The sequence below is a fragment of the Streptomyces sp. NPDC059696 genome (assembly GCF_042733745.1).
Taxonomy (GTDB): domain Bacteria; phylum Actinomycetota; class Actinomycetes; order Streptomycetales; family Streptomycetaceae; genus Streptomyces.
Genome location: NZ_JBHWFG010000007.1, coordinates 52,211 through 67,867, shown reverse-complemented (window position 1 = coordinate 67,867; position 15,657 = coordinate 52,211). Strand labels below are relative to the sequence as shown.

The following is a 15,657-nucleotide window of genomic DNA, read 5'->3' as shown; positions in this document are numbered from 1 at the left end:
ACCCCCTACGAAGGGACAGGACTTCGCCATGCCCGACGACACCCAGGACGCGATTTCCGGTGGTCATCTCGTAGCCAAGGCGCTGAAGGCCGAGGGGGTCGACCGCATCTACACGCTGTGCGGCGGCCACATCATCGACATCTACGACGGCTGCGTCGACGAGGGCATCGAGGTCGTCGACGTACGCCACGAGCAGGTCGCCGCCCACGCCGCCGACGGCTACGCGCGCATCACCGGCAAGCCAGGCTGCGCGGTGGTCACCGCCGGCCCGGGGACGACCGACGCCGTCACCGGCGTCGCCAACGCCTTCCGCGCGGAGTCCCCGATGCTGCTGATCGGCGGTCAGGGCGCCCTCACCCAGCACAAGATGGGGTCCCTCCAGGACCTTCCGCACGTCGACATGATGAACCCCGTCACCAAGTTCGCGGCGACCGTGCCGGACACGGCCCGCGCGGCGGACATGGTCTCCATGGCGTTCCGCGAGTGCTACCACGGCGCGCCCGGCCCCTCCTTCCTGGAGATCCCCCGCGACGTGCTGGACGCGAAGGTCCCGGCCGCCGAGGCGCGCGTGCCTCGGCAGGGCGCCTACCGTGCCTCGACCCGCTCGGCCGGTGACCCCGAAGCGATCGAGAAGCTCGCCGACCTGCTGGTGCACGCCGAGAAACCGGCCATCCTGCTCGGCAGCCAGGTCTGGACGACCCGGGGCACCGAGTCGGCCATCGAGCTCGTCAGGGCCCTCGACATCCCCGCCTACATGAACGGCGCGGGACGCGGCACCCTCCCGCCCGGCGACCCGCACCACTTCCAGCTCTCCCGCCGGTACGCCTTCTCGGGCGCCGACGTCATCGTCATCGTCGGCACACCCTTCGACTTCCGCATGGGCTACGGCAAGCGGCTCTCCCCGGACGCCACCGTCGTGCAGATCGACCTCGACTACCGCACCGTCGGCAAGAACCGTGACATCGACCTCGGCATCGTGGGCGACGCGGGGCTGGTGCTGAAGTCGGTGACCGAGGCGGCCTCCGGGCGCATCAACGGCGGTGCGTCCAAGCGCAAGGAGTGGCTGGACGAACTACGAGCGGCCGAGCAGACCGCTCTGGAGAAGCGGCTGCCGAACCTGAGGTCCGACGCCTCGCCCATCCACCCCTACCGCCTGGTCAGCGAGATCAATGACTTCCTCACCGAGGACTCGATCTACATCGGTGACGGCGGCGACATCGTCACCTTCTCCGGGCAGGTCGTGCAGCCCAAGTCGCCCGGGCACTGGATGGACCCCGGCCCCCTCGGCACCCTCGGCGTGGGCGTCCCCTTCGTGCTCGCGGCGAAGCAGGCGCGGCCCGACCAGGAGGTCGTCGCGCTCTTCGGCGACGGTGCGTTCTCCCTGACCGGCTGGGACTTCGAGACCCTCGTCCGCTACGACCTCCCCTTCGTCGGCATCGTCGGCAACAACTCCTCCATGAACCAGATCCGCTACGGCCAGGCCGCCAAGTACGGCAAGGACCGCGAGCGGATCGGCAACACCCTCGGCGACGTCCGCTACGACGAGTTCGCCCGGATGCTCGGCGGTCACGGCGAGGAGGTCCGGGACCCCGCCGACATCGGCCCGGCGCTGCTGCGCGCCCGCGAGTCCGGCAAGCCGTCGCTCATCAACGTCTGGGTCGATCCCGACGCGTACGCCCCCGGAACCATGAACCAGACCATGTACAAGTGAGGTGCCCGAGATGACTTCTCCGTCCACCAAGGCCCTCGAAGGCATCCGCGTCCTGGACATGACCCACGTCCAGTCCGGGCCGTCGGCGACCCAGCTGCTCGCCTGGCTCGGCGCGGACGTCGTCAAACTGGAGGCTCCGAGCGGAGACATCACGCGCAAGCAGCTGCGTGACCTCCCGGACGTCGACTCCCTCTACTTCACGATGCTCAACTGCAACAAGCGGAGCATCACCCTCAACACCAAGACCGAACGCGGCAAGGAGCTCCTCACCGAGCTGATCCGGCGCTCCGACGTCATGGTCGAGAACTTCGGCCCGGGCGCGGTGGACCGGATGGGCTTCACCTGGGACCGCGTCCAGGAGATCAATCCACGGATCGTCTATGCCTCCATCAAGGGGTTCGGCGAGGGCCCGTACACCAACTTCAAGGCGTACGAGGTCGTCGCGCAGGCCATGGGCGGGTCGATGTCGACCACCGGCTTCGAGGGCGGGCCGCCGCTGGCGACGGGGGCCCAGATCGGGGACTCGGGGACGGGAGTGCACGCCGTGGCGGGCATCCTCGCCGCGCTCTTCCAACGGGAGCGCACCGGGCGCGGGCAGCGGGTCAACGTGGCCATGCAGCACGCTGTACTGAATCTGTGCCGGGTGAAGCTGCGGGACCAGCAGCGCCTGGCACACGGGCCGCTCGCTGAATATCCCAACGAGGACTTCGGCGACGAGGTTCCCAGGTCCGGGAACGCGTCCGGCGGTGGCCAGCCCGGCTGGGCGGTCAAGTGCGCGCCGGGCGGCCCCAACGACTACGTGTACGTCATCGTCCAGCCCGTCGGCTGGCAGCCGCTCAGCGAGCTCATCGGCCGGCCCGAGCTGGCCGCCGACCCCGAGTGGGCGACGCCCGAGGCGCGGCTGCCCAAGCTGGGCAAGATGTTCCAGCTGATCGAGGAGTGGTCCTCCACGCTGCCCAAGTGGGAGGTGCTGGAGCGGCTCAACGCGCACAACATCCCGTGCGGGCCGATCCTGTCCACCCGGGAGATCATCGAGGACCGTTCGCTGGTCGCCAACGACATGGTCGTCACCGTCCCGCACCCCGAGCGCGGCGACTTCGTGACCGTCGGCAGCCCGCTCAAGCTGTCCGCCTCCCCTGTCGACGTCACCAGTCCACCCCTGCTCGGCGAGCACAACGAAGAGGTCTACGTCGGCGAACTCGGCCTCGGCGACGAGGAAGTGCGCCTGCTCAAGTCGAACGGAGTGATCTGACGTGATGGCGGAAGACCGGGTCCTGCGGGTGCGCTCCCTCCTGGAGGCCGTACGGGCCGAGGGGCGGACCGCGCTGACCGCGCCGGAGGGCAGGGTGATCGCCGACGCGTACGGGATCGCCGTACCGGGCGAGGAGCTGGCGACGGACGTCGACGAGGCCGTGGCGTTCGCCGCGCGCTTCGGCGGACCCGTCGTGATGAAGATCGTCTCGCCGGACATCCTGCACAAGACCGACGCGGGCGGGGTGTTCGTCGGGGTCGAGGGCGCCACCGACGTACGGGCCGCGTTCCACCGGATCATCGACAACGCGCGCGCCTACAAGGCCGATGCCCGCATCTTCGGTGTGCAGGTGCAGGAGCTGCTGCCGAAGGGGCAGGAGGTCATCGTCGGCGCGGTCACGGACCCGACGTTCGGGAAGGTGGTCGCCTTCGGGCTCGGCGGGGTCCTCGTCGAGGTCCTGAAGGACGTGACGTTCCGGCTCGCGCCGGTGACCGCCGACGAGGCGCTGTCGATGCTCGACTCGATCCGGTCGGCGGAGATCCTGCGCGGGGTGCGCGGCCAGGCGGGTGTGGACCGGTGGGCCGTCGCCGAACAGATCCGCCGGGTGTCGCAGCTCGTCGCGGACTTCCCGGAGATCGCCGAGGTGGACCTCAATCCGGTGATCGCGACGGCGGAGGGGGCCGTCGCGGCCGACATCCGGGTGATCCTCGCCGCATCGCAGCCCGCGCCGCGCCGGACGTACTCACGCGACGAGATCCTCGCCTCGATGCGCCGGCTGATGCAGCCGGACTCGGTCGCCGTGATCGGCGCCTCCAACGAGCAGGGGAAGATCGGCAATTCGGTGATGCGCAACCTCGTCGACGGTGGTTTCGCCGGCGACATCCACCCGGTGAACCCCAGGGCCGATGACATTCTGGGCCGCAAGGCGTACAAGAGCGTCACGGACGTTCCCGGTGAGGTGGATGTGGCGGTCTTCGCGATCCCCGCAAGGTTCGTGGCCTCGGCGCTGGAGGAGGTGGGGCGCAAGAAGATCCCCAACGCCGTGCTGATCCCCTCCGGGTTCGCGGAGACCGGCGAGCACGAACTCCAGGCGGAGATCGTGGCGATCGCCGAGCGGCACGGCGTACGGCTGCTGGGGCCGAACATCTACGGCTACTACTCGACGTGGCAGGACCTGTGCGCCACGTTCTGCACGCCGTACGACGTCAAGGGCGGGGTGGCGCTGACCTCGCAGTCCGGCGGCATCGGGATGGCCATCCTGGGCTTCGCCCGCACCACCAGGACGGGTGTGTCGGCGATCGTCGGCCTCGGCAACAAATCGGACCTGGACGAGGACGACCTGTTGACCTGGTTCGGCGAGGACCCGCACACCGACTGCATCGCGATGCACCTGGAGGACCTCAAGGACGGCCGCGCCTTCGTGGCGGCCGCGCGGGCGACCGTGCCGAAGAAGCCGGTGGTCGTGCTGAAGGCCGGCCGGACGGCGGCCGGCGCCAAGGCGGCCGGTTCGCACACCGGGGCCCTCGCGGGAGACGACGCCGTGTACGACGACATCCTGCGGCAGGCCGGCGTCATCCGGGCGCCGGGGCTGAACGACATGCTGGAGTACGCGCGTGCGTTGCCGGTGCTGCCCACGCCCAAGGGCGACAACGTCGTGATCATCACCGGGGCCGGGGGCAGTGGCGTACTGCTCTCCGACGCGGTGACGGACAACCGCCTGTCGCTGATGGAGATCCCGCCCGACCTGGACGAGGCGTTCCGGACGTTCATCCCGCCGTTCGGGGCGGCGGGCAACCCGGTGGACATCACCGGGGGCGAGCCACCGTCGACGTACGAGGCGACGATCCGGCTGGGTCTGGAGGACGAGCGCATCCACGCGCTGGTCCTCGGCTACTGGCACACCATCGTCACTCCCCCCATGGTCTTCGCGGAGCTCACCGCGCGCGTGGTGGCCGAGTTCCGGGAGCGCGGGATCGAGAAGCCGGTGGTGGCGTCGCTCGCCGGGGACGTGGAGGTCGAGGAGGCCTGCCAGTACCTCTTCGAGCACGGGGTCGTGGCGTACCCGTACACGACCGAGAAGCCGGTGGCCGTGCTCGGCGCGAAGTACCGCTGGGCGCGGGAGGCGGGGCTGCTGGGGGGCGGTACATGAGGTGACCGAGGAGGGGGCCGGCCGACGGTGCGCGTCGTCCGGCTCCGGGACCCGCAGGCGCACGAAAGGCATGGGACAGGGGGCGCTGGCCAGATCTTTCGACGCAAGGGGTGCGACACGACATGACAACGACCGATCTGCCCTCCACGGTTCCCTACCGGGAGGTCACCGACGCGAACGGCCGCGTCTACCGCCTCGGTGAGACCGACATCGACATCATGGGGCGCAAGCGCAAGTGGATGGTGATCCTGCCCTGGATCGGCATGATGGGCATCTCCTCCGCCGAGTACGCGTTCGCGTCCGCCGAGGACACCCTGCACACGGCGCACAGCTGGAACAGCATGCACATCTTCTGGATGATGACCGTCTGGGTCTTCTTCCAGGCCGCGGTGGCCTTCCCCGCGGGCAAGCTGCGGGAGAGCGGGAAACTGCCGGCCCGCTGGGCCATGATGCTCGGCGCGACGGGCACCCTGATGGGCTACCTGTCCCTCGCCTTCGCGCCCCATGTGGTCTTCGCCTACATCGGCTTCAGCATGTTCAGCGGCATGGGCGCGGGCATGGTCTATGCGACCTGCGTCAACATGGTCGGCAAGTGGTATCCCGAGCGCAAGGGCGGCAAGACCGGCTTCGTCAACGGCGGTTTCGCCTACGGCTCGGTGCCCTTCGTCTTCCTCTTCAACGGCTACATGGACCTGACCAACTTCCGCTGGGTGCTGGTCTCGGTGGGTGTGTTCCTGGCCGGGACGGTCGCCTGCTCCGGCTACTTCTTCAAGGACCCGCCGAAGAACTGGTGGCCCGCGACGATCGACCCGCTGAACCCTCCGGACGACCCGCGTGCGGCCCGCTCGCTGCGGATGAACCCGCCCGCGGTGCGCCAGTACTCCCCCAGGGAGGCGTGGAAGACGGGCCGGGTCGCCCTGATGTGGTTCTGCCTGGCGTGCACGTCCGGTGTGAACATCTTCGGTATCGCCTTCCAGGTGGACATCGGTGAGGAAGCCGGATTCGCCGGCGGGATCGTGGCCACGGCCATGTCCCTGAAGGCGGTCGTCAACGGAACGGGCCGCGGCGTCATCGGCTGGCTCTCCGACCTCTACGGCCGCAAGCGGTGCCTGCTGGTCGTCTGTCTGATCCTGGGCCTCGCCCAGTACGGCATCCTCTGGTCGGCCGAGAGCGAGAACCTCCCCCTGTTCCTGGTCTTCTCCGCGATCTCCGGCTTCGGCGGCGGCGCGATCTTCCCGATGTTCGCCGCGCTCACCGCCGACTACTTCGGTGAGAACAACAACGCCTCCAACTACGGCATGGTCTACAGCGCCAAGCTCGTCTCCGGTCTGGGCGCCGGCATGGGCGCGGTGGTCGTCGGCGCCTGGGGGCACTCCGGTGCCTTCATCCTGGCCGGCTCCATCTCCCTCTTCGCCGGTTGTGTGGCGCTGTTCCTCACCCCGCCGGGACGCGACAGGGAAAGGCGCCGCATCTCCCCCAACCCGCGACCGCTCGGCGAGGACACAGCCTGACATGACGGCAGGCCCGTACGAAGCGACCGTTCCCTCCTTGTCCTCCGGCGCCGCACACCGTCCCTGCCGCGAGGTGACCGATCCCCACGGCCGCGTCTGCCGCCTCGGCGAGACCGGCCGGGACATCCTCGGCCACTCCCGCACGCCGCGCCGGCCGGGACGGGCACCGGCACGGCCGCGGACCGTGGGCTGAGGGCAGCCCACGCATGAGGAGGCCCCTCCCCGGGCGGGGAGGGGCCTCCTCATGCTCGTCCGCCGGTCAGCACTTCTCCCTCAGGGAGTGCAGGTGCGCGCTGGAGCGGCGAGCGAAGGTGAACGACTCGGCCGGGTTGTCGTGTTCGGCCTGCCAGTGGTGGGCCGTGCGGTGACCGCGCAGCCGGGTGACGGCCGAGATGAAACGCTGGTAGTCGATGTCGCCGTCGCCGACGTCGGTCATGCGGTAGCCGTACGGGTCCGACGGGTCTCTCTCGCCGTCCTTCACGTGGAAGAGCGGGTAGCGGTCGGGGCGCCGCAGGACGTAGTCCAGCGGCTCGAACGGAGCCGGAGTGCCGTCGGGCCGCTTGGAGAACCGGAACTGGCCGACGTACGCCCAGTAGATGTCCATCTCCAGGAAGACCAGGTCCGGGTCGGTCTCCCTGAGCAGCACGTCGTAGAGGCGGACCCTGGGGTTGTCGGTGGCGAAGGAGAACTCCTCGGAGTGGTTGTGCTGGTAGAACTTCATGCCGCGTGCCCGGGCCGCCTCGCCGTAGGTGTTGAAGTCCTCGGCGGCGCGCTTCCAGGCGTCCACGGTCGAGCCGTAGCGGAACGGGCCGGAGGCCGTCCCGATGTGCTTGAGGCCGAGGGCCTGGGCGTCGTCGAGGACCTTGGTGAGGTTCTGGGCGAAGGTGTAGGCGTTCGGGTCGTCGGAGTAGTAGCCGACGTGGCTGCCGATCGGGTTCAGGCCGTGGCTGCGGGCCAGCCGCTTGAGCTGGGCGAGCGTGATGGGGCCGGCGGAGCCCTGGGTGTAACCGGCGAACTCGACCTCGTCGTAGCCGTAGCGCTCCAGTTCGGCGAAGACGGGGCCGAAGCCGAGGGTGGAGACCTTGTCGCGCAGGCTGTACAGCTGGATGCCGAGGCGCCCGGGCGGCAGGACGGGCCGGCCGCGGCCCTTCGCGCCGGAGGCGGTGGCCGGGGCCGCGGGGGCGGCGGTCGCGGGGGCCGCGGCGCCGAGCAGGGCGGCGGCGGTGGCACCGGCGGCGACGCCGAGCATGCCCCGTCTGCTGAGACGGTGGCCGAGCTCGGGGTCGGGCTGGGAGAAGCGGCTCATGCGGGGAACTCCTCGTGATCGCGGGGCGTTGTCGGTGGTGAGTGCTTCACTTGTGACCAGTCGGGCACCGAGAGTGATGACCTCAGGTGAGACCGGCGAGCCGGAGCAGCAGTGACTTCACATCGGTGGCCGCGACGCGGTCGCCGACAGCATGGGGGGTGGAGCAGATGAGGAGCGGACCGTCGTCGTCGCTCGCGGGGAGGCGGCCGTGGCTGCCGCGAATAGGCGAGGGGTCAAGGGGCACGACCGCCATGCGGTAGCGCATGCCGAGTTTCTTGCGCGCCAGTGCGGTGGCCGCCTTGACCTTGACGTACGGGTCGAGGGGATCCATGAAGAGTTCGACCGGGTCGTAGCCGGGTTTGCGGTGGATCTCGACGAGCTGTGCGAAGTCGGGCGCGCGGTCGTCGTCGAGCCAGTAGTAGTACGTGAACCAGGCGTCCGGTTCCGACACGGCGACGAGCTCGCCCGCGCGCGGATGGTCGAGGTGGTGGTTCTTCTTGCCCTCGTCGTCGAGGAGTTGGGCGATGCCGGGCAGGCCGTCGAGTGCGGCCCGGGTGGCGTCGAGGTCCTCGGGGCGGCGCACGTAGACATGGGCGATCTGGTGGTCGGCGACCGCGAAGGCACGGGACGCCATCGGGTCGAGGTACTCCATGCCGTCCTGCGTGTGCACCTCCAGCAGGCCGGCGCGGCGCAGAGCCCGGTTGATGTCGACGTGCCGGTTCACGCGGGTGATGCCGTACTCGGACAGGGCGACGACGGTACGGCCCTCGGCGCGGGCGTCGTCCAGCAGCGGGGCCATGGCGGTGTCCAGGTCGGCCGCCGCCTTCAGTGAGCGCGGGTCGTCGGGGCCGAAGCGCTGCAGGTCGTAGTCGAGGTGAGGGAGGTAGCAGAGCGTCAGGTCGGGGTGCCGGGTGGCCATGATGTGGCGGGTCGCGTCGATGATCCACCGGCTGGAGACGAGGTCGGCTCCGGGGCCCCAGAAGTGGAAGAGGGGGAACGTGCCCAGTTTCCCGGTCAGTTCGTCGTGGAGCGCGGCCGGCCGGGTGTAGCAGTCGGGTTCCTTGCGGCCGTCGGCGTAGTACACGGGACGGGGGGTGACGGTGAAGTCGGTGTCGGCGCCCATGGCGTACCACCAGCAGATGTTGGCCACGGTGTAGCCGGGGTGGGCGCGACGAGCGGCGTCCCAGAGTTTGTCTCCGGCCACGAGTCCGTTGTGCTGGCGCCACAGCAGGACGTCGCCGAGCTCGCGGAAGTACCAGCCGTTGCCGACGATGCCGTGCTCGGAGGGCATGGCGCCGGTGAGGAAGGTGGACTGGGCGGCGCAGGTGACGGCGGGCAGGACGGTGCCCAGCGGGGCGCGGGAGCCGGACCGGCCGAGCGCCTTGAGGTGGGGCATGTGGTCGAGGAGACGGGGGGTGAGGCCTACGACGTCGAGGACGAGGAGCGGGGTGGGGCGGTCGGTGGTGGCCGGCATCGGGGCCGCCGGGTCGGTGGCGGCCGGGTCCGGGTGCCCGTGGTGGTCGGTGCTCATGGCAGCTCCTTCAGGCCGAGGTCCGTCAGCAGGTCGCGGGCGAGGGTGAGTTCGGCGGCGATGCCGTCGGCGAGCTGGGAGCGGCCCTTGGGGCGCAGCTCGGGTGGGAGGGCCTGCCAGGTGTACGTCTCGACCTCCAGGTGGCGGGTGAGCGGGGCCGGGCCGCCGACGAGCCGGGTCAGGGCGGAGGAGAGCACCGGGAGGGTGGAGGTGAGAGGTGCGGCGGGGGCCGCGTGCAGGGGGACGTGGAAGTGGGCGCGCCAGGGCGAGGCGTCCGGCAGGGCGTGTCCGGCGAGGGCCTCGTCGAGGTCGTCGGTGGCGCGCAGCCCGGCGGCGGTCGCTGTGCGGGTCTGGTGCAGGAAGCGGGGTTCGGCGAAGGCGGCGAGCGCTTCGCGGACCTCGGGGAGATGGGGGTGTTCGGCGTGCAGGGCGGCGGAGAGCTGGGACTTGACGACGGGGACGCGGGCTGCGGTGAGCGCGTCCAGGGCGGTGTGCGGGTCTTCGAAGGAGGTGGCGAGATGGCAGGTGTCGAGGCACAGGCCGATGCGGTCGTGGCCGATCGCGGTGAGCGGTGCGATGGCGTCGTGGGTGGTCTCGACGACGCAGCCGGGTTCCGGTTCCAGCCCGACGCGGAGGGAACGGCCGGTGAGTTCCTCCAGGGCGTCGAGGCGTTCGGCGAGGGTGCGCAGCGCCGTGCGGGCGGTCGCGGCGCGTGTGTCGTCGTACGCCGTGCGCCAGGCGAGGGGCAGTGTGGAGATGGTCCCGTCGGTGACGTCGTCCGGGAGGAGGCCCGCCAGGACGCGGGCCAGGGCGGTGGTGTGGTCGAGGCGTTCCGGGTCGGCCCAGTCCGGCTTGTACACGCGGTACTTGACCTCTTCGGCGCCGAAGCCCTCATAGGGGAAGCCGTTGAGGGTGACGACCTCGAGGCCGCGCCGGTCGAGCTCGGTGCGCAGCCCGCGCAGTGCGGAGGGGTCGGTGACGAGTGCGTGGGCGGCGTCCTTGGCGAGCCACAGCCCGATGCCCAGCCGGTCGCGGCCCAGGCGTCGGCGGACGGGCTCACAGTGGTCGCGGAGCTGGGCGAGGACGCCGTCGAGGGTTTCCGCGGGATGGACGTTGGTGCAGTAGGCGAGGTGGACGGTGGAGCCGTCGGGGTGGCGGAAGCGCATGGCTCACGCCTCCGCGGCGGGGACGACGACCGGTGCGCTCGGGTCGGTGACCGGCCCCTGCTCCTGCGGATCCTTCGGGGCGCCGCGGAGGATGGAGTTGCCCTCGTGGGTGGCGTCCGTGCCGGCGACGTCGAGGTTCAGCCGGCCACTGAGCCCGTAGAAGGCGACGGGGTTGCGCCACAGCACCCGGTCGACGTCGTCCTCGTCGAAGCCCTCGGCCAGCATGAGGTCGCCGACCTTGCGGGTCTTGAGGGGGTCGCTCCTGCCCCAGTCGGCGGCGGAGTTCACCAGGATCCGCTCCGTGCCGTGGGCGCGCAGGAGGGCGACCATGCGCTCCTCGTCCATCTTGGTGTCCGGATAGACGGAGAAGCCCAGCCAGCAGCCGCTGTCCCTGGCCTCCTTGACGGTGGTCTCGTTGAGGTGGTCGACCAGGACCCGTTCCGGGGCCAGTGCGGACTCCCGGACGACGTCGAGGGTGCGGCGCAGCCCGGCGAGCTTGTCGCGGTGCGGCGTGTGCACGAGGGCGGGCAGGCCGTGCTCGGCGGCGAGCTGGAGCTGGGCGGCGAGGGCGGTGTCCTCCGCCGGGGTCATGGAGTCGTAGCCGATCTCTCCGACCGCCACGACGTTGTCCTTGACGAGATAGCGCGGCAGTTCGTCGAGGACGGGCAGGCAGCGCGGGTCGTTGGCCTCTTTGGGGTTGAGGGCGATCGTGCAGTGGTGGGCGATGCCGTACTGGGCGGCGCGGAAGGGCTCCCAGCCGAGGAGGGAGTCGAAGTAGTCACGGAAGGAGGCGGGCGAGGTGCGCGGCTGGCCGAGCCAGAAGGACGGCTCGACGACGGCGCGCACACCGGCGGCGTACATGGCCTCGTAGTCGTCGGTGGTGCGGGACGACATGTGGATGTGGGGGTCGAAGATGCGCATCAGGACTCCTTGCCGTGGGGGTGGTCCGTGCCGGGGGTGTGGTGCACGGACTCGGTCAGGTCCAGGACGCGGTACAGGTCCTCGGGGACGGCGCGGCCGGCGGCGGTGCGTTCGGCGGCGTAGTCGCCCAGCATGCGGGCGAGTTCCGCGTCACCGGCGGCGCGCCGCGTGAGGTCCGCCACGTGGTCGACGGGCACGCCGGTGAACAGGCACTTCAGCACGGCGTGACGCCAGGCGTGCGCGGTGAGGTGCCGGGCGGCGTAGGGCCCGAGGGCGGCGGCCAGGAGCCGGGTGTCGTTGGTGCGCAGGGCGTCCTCGACCAGCGGCAGGGCGTCCGGGCCGGGCACGAGGTGGGGCAGGGCGTGCAGGACGGCTCGGCGTTCGTCGGCGGTGCCCTGGAAGTACACCCGGGTGAGGGCGTCGGTGCCGGCGCTGGCCGCGTCCAGGATGAGGACGCGTGCGGCGTCGGCGTGGGCGGGTCCGCAGCGGCGGGCGGCTTCGGCGAGGCGCAGCTCCCAGACGGAGATGGGCCCGTGGAGGCCGGGGTGGGCGGCGGCCTCGTCGAGGGCGTGGCCGAGCCAGGTGCGGGCGGGCGGGTCGAGGCGGCTGGTGAGGTCTCGGCGGAGGTCGTGGAGTGAGGGGGTGAGGGCGATGCCGGGGTTGTTCGGGCCGGTGTGGGGTCTGTTGCTCGGGGCGTCCTGGGTTCTTTCGGTGCTCGCCGCGGGGGTGGCGCGGGGGTGGGTCATCTGCTGCTCCCTTCGGGGGTGGTCAAGGGAGCGCCGTGGGGTGGCGCGGTCTGCTGGAGGGCCGGAGCGGGTGCAGGGGCGGCGGTGGCGGCGGCCCGCTCGGCGTGGCGGAGGAAGGGCAGGGAGTGTGCGGCGAAGTGCGGGCCGGCGTGGGAGTGGCGGGGCAGTTCGACGACGGTCAGTCCCTGGTAGCCGGTGGCCGCGAGGGCCGCCAGGACCGGTGGGAAGTCGATCTCTCCGTCCCCGAAGGGGAGGTGCTCGTGGACGCCGCGCCGCATGTCCTCGATCTGGACGTGCCGCAGCCAGGGGGCGGCGGCCCGCACGCAGTCGGCCGGTGAGAGGGGTTCGAGGCACTGGCAGTGGCCGATGTCCAGGGTGAGGCCGAGGGCTTCGGGGTCGCCGAGGGCGCCGCGCAGGTGGTGGAAGTCGGCTGTCGTGGCCAGCAGGTGGCCTGGTTCGGGTTCGACGGCGAGCGGGACGCCCGCGGAGGCGGCGGCGTCCAGGACGGGGGTGAGGGCCTCGGTGAGGCGTTTCCAGGCCGTGTCCGTGCCGGTGCCCTGCGGGACGGTTCCGCTGAAGCAGTGGACGGCGTGTGCGCCGAGGTCGGCGGCGATGCGGACGGCCCGGAGGAGGAGGTCGGCGCGGCGGGCCCGGTCCTCGGGGTCCGGGTCCAGCAGGGACGGGCCGTGCTTGCGGCGCGGGTCGAGCACGTAGCGGGCGCCGGTCTCGACGGTGACGCCCAGCCCGAGTGTGTCGAGCCGGTGCGCGATCCGGCGGGTGCGGGCGGCGAGGCCGGGGGCGAGCGGGTCGAGGTGCATGTGGTCGAGGGTCAGTCCGACGCCGTCGTAGCCGAGGTCGGCGAGGAGGGCGAGGGCGTCGTCGAGCCGGAGGTCGGCGAGGCCGTTGGTGCCGTAGCCGAAGCGGAGGGCGGGAAGGGCACCGGCGCGGTTCCCGGGGGCGTTGGCTTCGGGGCTCATGTGACGCTCACCTTCTTCGCGAAGCGGGCTCCGAGGGGGGTGAGGGCCGTGATGAGGAGGGCGGTGGCGGCACCCCCTGAGCGGGCGGTGAGGGCGGCCTGGAGGGGGATGGTGGCTCGGATGCCGGCGCCGACGGCGCGCTGGGTGAGCGGAGGTGAGGGGTTCAAAGCGGCGTGGGTGTAGCGGCGGGCGGTCGTCGTGGCGTAGGCGGCGCCGAGGGCGGTGGTGAGCAGAGCCGCGGTCTCGGGGGCGGGGTCGCCGGCCGCGGGGAGGAGGTTCGTCCGGGCGTGGGCGGTTGTCCGCCGGCGGCCGGCGGCGGGGGTGCCGGGGCGGCGGGTGACCAGTCGGGTGAGGAGCGCGGTCGTGGCGAGGGCCGCCAGCGGGGGCAGGGGCGAGCCGCCCTGTGCCTCCTGGCGGGAGACGGTGGTGACGGCCAGGGTGTGGGTGCCGAGGAGGGCGGCGGAGGGCAGGGCCTTTCGGGTGCGGCCGGTGGTGGCCGCGGCTCCCAGGAGCAGGTCGAGGCTCCGGGCCGCGCCCATGGCCAGGGGGCCGGCGGGCGTGCGTTTGAGGCCGAGGTCGTACGCCCAGACGGTCGCGGCCAGGGGTGCGGCGACCGCGAGGGCGGGGCGGCCGGCGCGGGCGGCCAGGGCCAGTCCGGCTCCGGTGAGGGCTCCGGCCGCCGTGAGGGCGGCGGCGGGGCGGATGCGGCCGGAGGGCAGGGGGCGGTGCGGGCGTTCGACGGCGTCGACGTCGCGGTCGGCCCAGTCGTTGAGGGCCATGCCGGCCTCGTACAGGCAGAGGGAGGAGGCGATGGCGAGCAGGGTGCGGGAGGTGGGGCGTGCGCCGGTGGCGGCCGCACCGGCCAGGGCGTCCCCGGGGACGGTGAACAGGGCCGGGAGGCGCAGGAGTTCGGCCCAGGCCCGGGTGCGGGCGCGGTGCCGGGTGGAGTGTCCGGTGCGTGGGTGGGGGGCCGTCACGGCGGCGGTGTCTCCCGGGGTGGCTGCGGGAGACCCGTCGGAGCGGCCGTCAGGGCGCACGCGCGGCGTCACAGGGCCTCTCCCGTCTCCTCGGTGGCCCTCACCGGCCGTGTGCCGTGGCCCTCTCCGCCGGGCCGGGCGAGGCCGCGTCCGAACCGGAGCAGTTCCTCGTACTGCTCGGACAGGCCTGACGGTCCGGTTCCCACCGGGTCCTTGAAGTAGAAGCCGAGTGCTCCGAGCGGGCCGGACAGCCCGGTCTCGTGGGCGCGGGCGGTCAGGCGGGCCAGGTCGAGCACCAGGGGCGCGGCCAGGGCCGAGTCGCAGCCCTGCCAGGTGGTCTGGAGGATCATGCGGGTGCCGAGGAAGCCGTCGAAGGCGATGTGGTCCCAGGCGGTCTTCCAGTCGCCGAGGGCGGGCACGTCGTCGATGTGGACCTGGCCCTCGGGGACGGTGCCGAGGGTGTCGGCGAGGACGCGTTCCTTGCCGGCGTTCTTCGCCGCCGCGGCGGCCGGGTCGGCGAGGGCGGCGCCGTCGCCGCCGCCGAGCAGGTTGGTGCCGGACCAGGCCCGGACGTTCAGGGCCCGCTGGGCGAACATCGGGCCGAGCACGGCCCGCAGCAGCGTCTGTCCGGTCTTGCCGTCCCGTCCGGCGTGGGGCAGGCCGCTGTGCTCGGCCTCGTGGGCGGCGACGGGGTGGTGCATGCCTTCGGAGGGGGTGAAGTTGACGTAGGGGCAGCCCGCGCGCAGGGCGGCCAGCGCGTAGAGGGTGCTGGCGGGCAGCGGGGTGCCGGGGCCCCGGGAGGCGGGTTCGGTGGAGGCGACGTTCACGACCACGGCCCTCGCCAGCTCGTGGCGGTGCAGGAAGTCGCGCAGGTCGTCGGCGAAGGCGGAGATCAGTTCGGCCTCGCTCCGGGTGTCCCCCGGGGTGGGGCCGCCGGGCCTGATCTCCCGGTCGGCGGCGGTGAGTTCGGCGGTGACGGCGGTGGCCACGCCGGGTGGGAGGACGCCGCCGGCGGTGAGGGTCTCGGCGCGTTTGGGCAGCGGGCAGTCGAGGGTGTCGTGGCCGCCGAAGACGAGGTCGGACAGAGCGGGCAGGCCGCTGTCGGAGAACGCGGGTGTCTCGGTGACCATGCCGGTGGGCGGGTGCAGTCCGGCGGCGACGGCGGCGCACCCCGTGACGACGGTGGTGGCGACGGAGCCGCGGGCTCCGATCAGCCACACCCCCACACGCGGTCGGGAGAGGGACGCGGACATGGGCAGCCTCCTGATCGTGCGCGAGCCACGCGGGGATGGGGGGACGGCGGGCGGGGGTGCCGCGTCCCCCCCCCCCCCCCCCTGAAATGGCCTGCGCCGGCAGTTGAGACAAACGGAGTTTTCGGGAAGATTACAGGTCGTCGGCCCCCGGTTTGTT

At 72.0% G+C, this 15,657-nt stretch carries 12 protein-coding genes; 4 read left to right on the top strand and 8 right to left on the bottom strand.

The genetic code is table 11. From position 1 onward, the window contains the following. Positions 1-28 precede the first annotated feature (28 nt). From ACFV20_RS09730 to ACFV20_RS09715, 4 genes are all read left to right on the top strand, one after another. On the top strand, positions 29-1,711 hold the full coding sequence (locus ACFV20_RS09730) for a thiamine pyrophosphate-binding protein (protein ID WP_385654470.1): 1,683 nt from the start codon (positions 29-31) through the stop codon (positions 1,709-1,711). A 10-nt stretch (positions 1,712-1,721) separates the two neighbouring features. Further along, positions 1,722-2,963 carry a formyl-CoA transferase gene (gene frc / locus ACFV20_RS09725; RefSeq protein WP_385654468.1) on the top strand — a complete coding sequence of 414 codons (1,242 nt, stop codon included), beginning with the start codon at positions 1,722-1,724 and terminating at the stop codon, positions 2,961-2,963. A gap of 4 nt (positions 2,964-2,967) precedes the next feature. Then, on the top strand, positions 2,968-5,112 hold the full coding sequence (locus tag ACFV20_RS09720; protein ID WP_385654466.1) for an acetate--CoA ligase family protein: 2,145 nt from the start codon (positions 2,968-2,970) through the stop codon (positions 5,110-5,112). 122 nt (positions 5,113-5,234) lie between these two features. Further along, complete coding sequence (locus tag ACFV20_RS09715; protein ID WP_385654464.1) at positions 5,235-6,623, top strand: OFA family MFS transporter; 1,389 nt, start codon at positions 5,235-5,237, stop codon at positions 6,621-6,623. A 259-nt stretch (positions 6,624-6,882) separates the two neighbouring features. On the opposite strand, the gene ACFV20_RS09710 is transcribed toward ACFV20_RS09715, so the two are convergent. The 8 genes from ACFV20_RS09710 to ACFV20_RS09675 form a co-directional block, all read right to left on the bottom strand. Beyond that, positions 6,883-7,929 (bottom strand): sugar phosphate isomerase/epimerase family protein, encoded by a 1,047-nt coding sequence (locus tag ACFV20_RS09710; protein WP_385654462.1) that lies wholly within the window; start codon positions 7,927-7,929, stop codon positions 6,883-6,885. 82 nt (positions 7,930-8,011) lie between these two features. Then, on the bottom strand, positions 8,012-9,403 hold the full coding sequence (locus tag ACFV20_RS09705; RefSeq protein ID WP_385654884.1) for an alkaline phosphatase family protein: 1,392 nt from the start codon (positions 9,401-9,403) through the stop codon (positions 8,012-8,014). Positions 9,404-9,456: 53 nt separating this feature from the next. Beyond that, a complete protein-coding gene (eboE, locus tag ACFV20_RS09700) occupies positions 9,457-10,626 on the bottom strand; it encodes a metabolite traffic protein EboE (RefSeq protein WP_385654459.1) in 1,170 nt (389 codons plus the stop codon). A 3-nt stretch (positions 10,627-10,629) separates the two neighbouring features. After that, a complete protein-coding gene (locus ACFV20_RS09695) occupies positions 10,630-11,547 on the bottom strand; it encodes a TatD family hydrolase (protein ID WP_385654457.1) in 918 nt (305 codons plus the stop codon). Further along, positions 11,547-12,293 carry an EboA domain-containing protein gene (locus ACFV20_RS09690; RefSeq protein ID WP_385654455.1) on the bottom strand — a complete coding sequence of 249 codons (747 nt, stop codon included), beginning with the start codon at positions 12,291-12,293 and terminating at the stop codon, positions 11,547-11,549. The genes ACFV20_RS09695 and ACFV20_RS09690 overlap by 1 nt, the downstream gene beginning before the upstream one ends. Continuing rightward, the gene (locus ACFV20_RS09685) at positions 12,290-13,270 is read right to left on the bottom strand and encodes a sugar phosphate isomerase/epimerase family protein (protein ID WP_385654452.1); all 981 of its coding nucleotides are present in this window, start codon (positions 13,268-13,270) and stop codon (positions 12,290-12,292) included. Before ACFV20_RS09685 ends, ACFV20_RS09690 begins: the two co-directional genes overlap by 4 nt. Continuing rightward, complete coding sequence (locus tag ACFV20_RS09680) at positions 13,267-14,247, bottom strand: SCO3242 family prenyltransferase (protein WP_385654450.1); 981 nt, start codon at positions 14,245-14,247, stop codon at positions 13,267-13,269. The genes ACFV20_RS09685 and ACFV20_RS09680 overlap by 4 nt, the downstream gene beginning before the upstream one ends. A 68-nt stretch (positions 14,248-14,315) precedes the next feature. Continuing rightward, the gene (locus ACFV20_RS09675; RefSeq protein WP_385654447.1) at positions 14,316-15,500 is read right to left on the bottom strand and encodes an inositol-3-phosphate synthase; all 1,185 of its coding nucleotides are present in this window, start codon (positions 15,498-15,500) and stop codon (positions 14,316-14,318) included. Between the last annotated feature and the right edge of the window lie 157 nt (positions 15,501-15,657).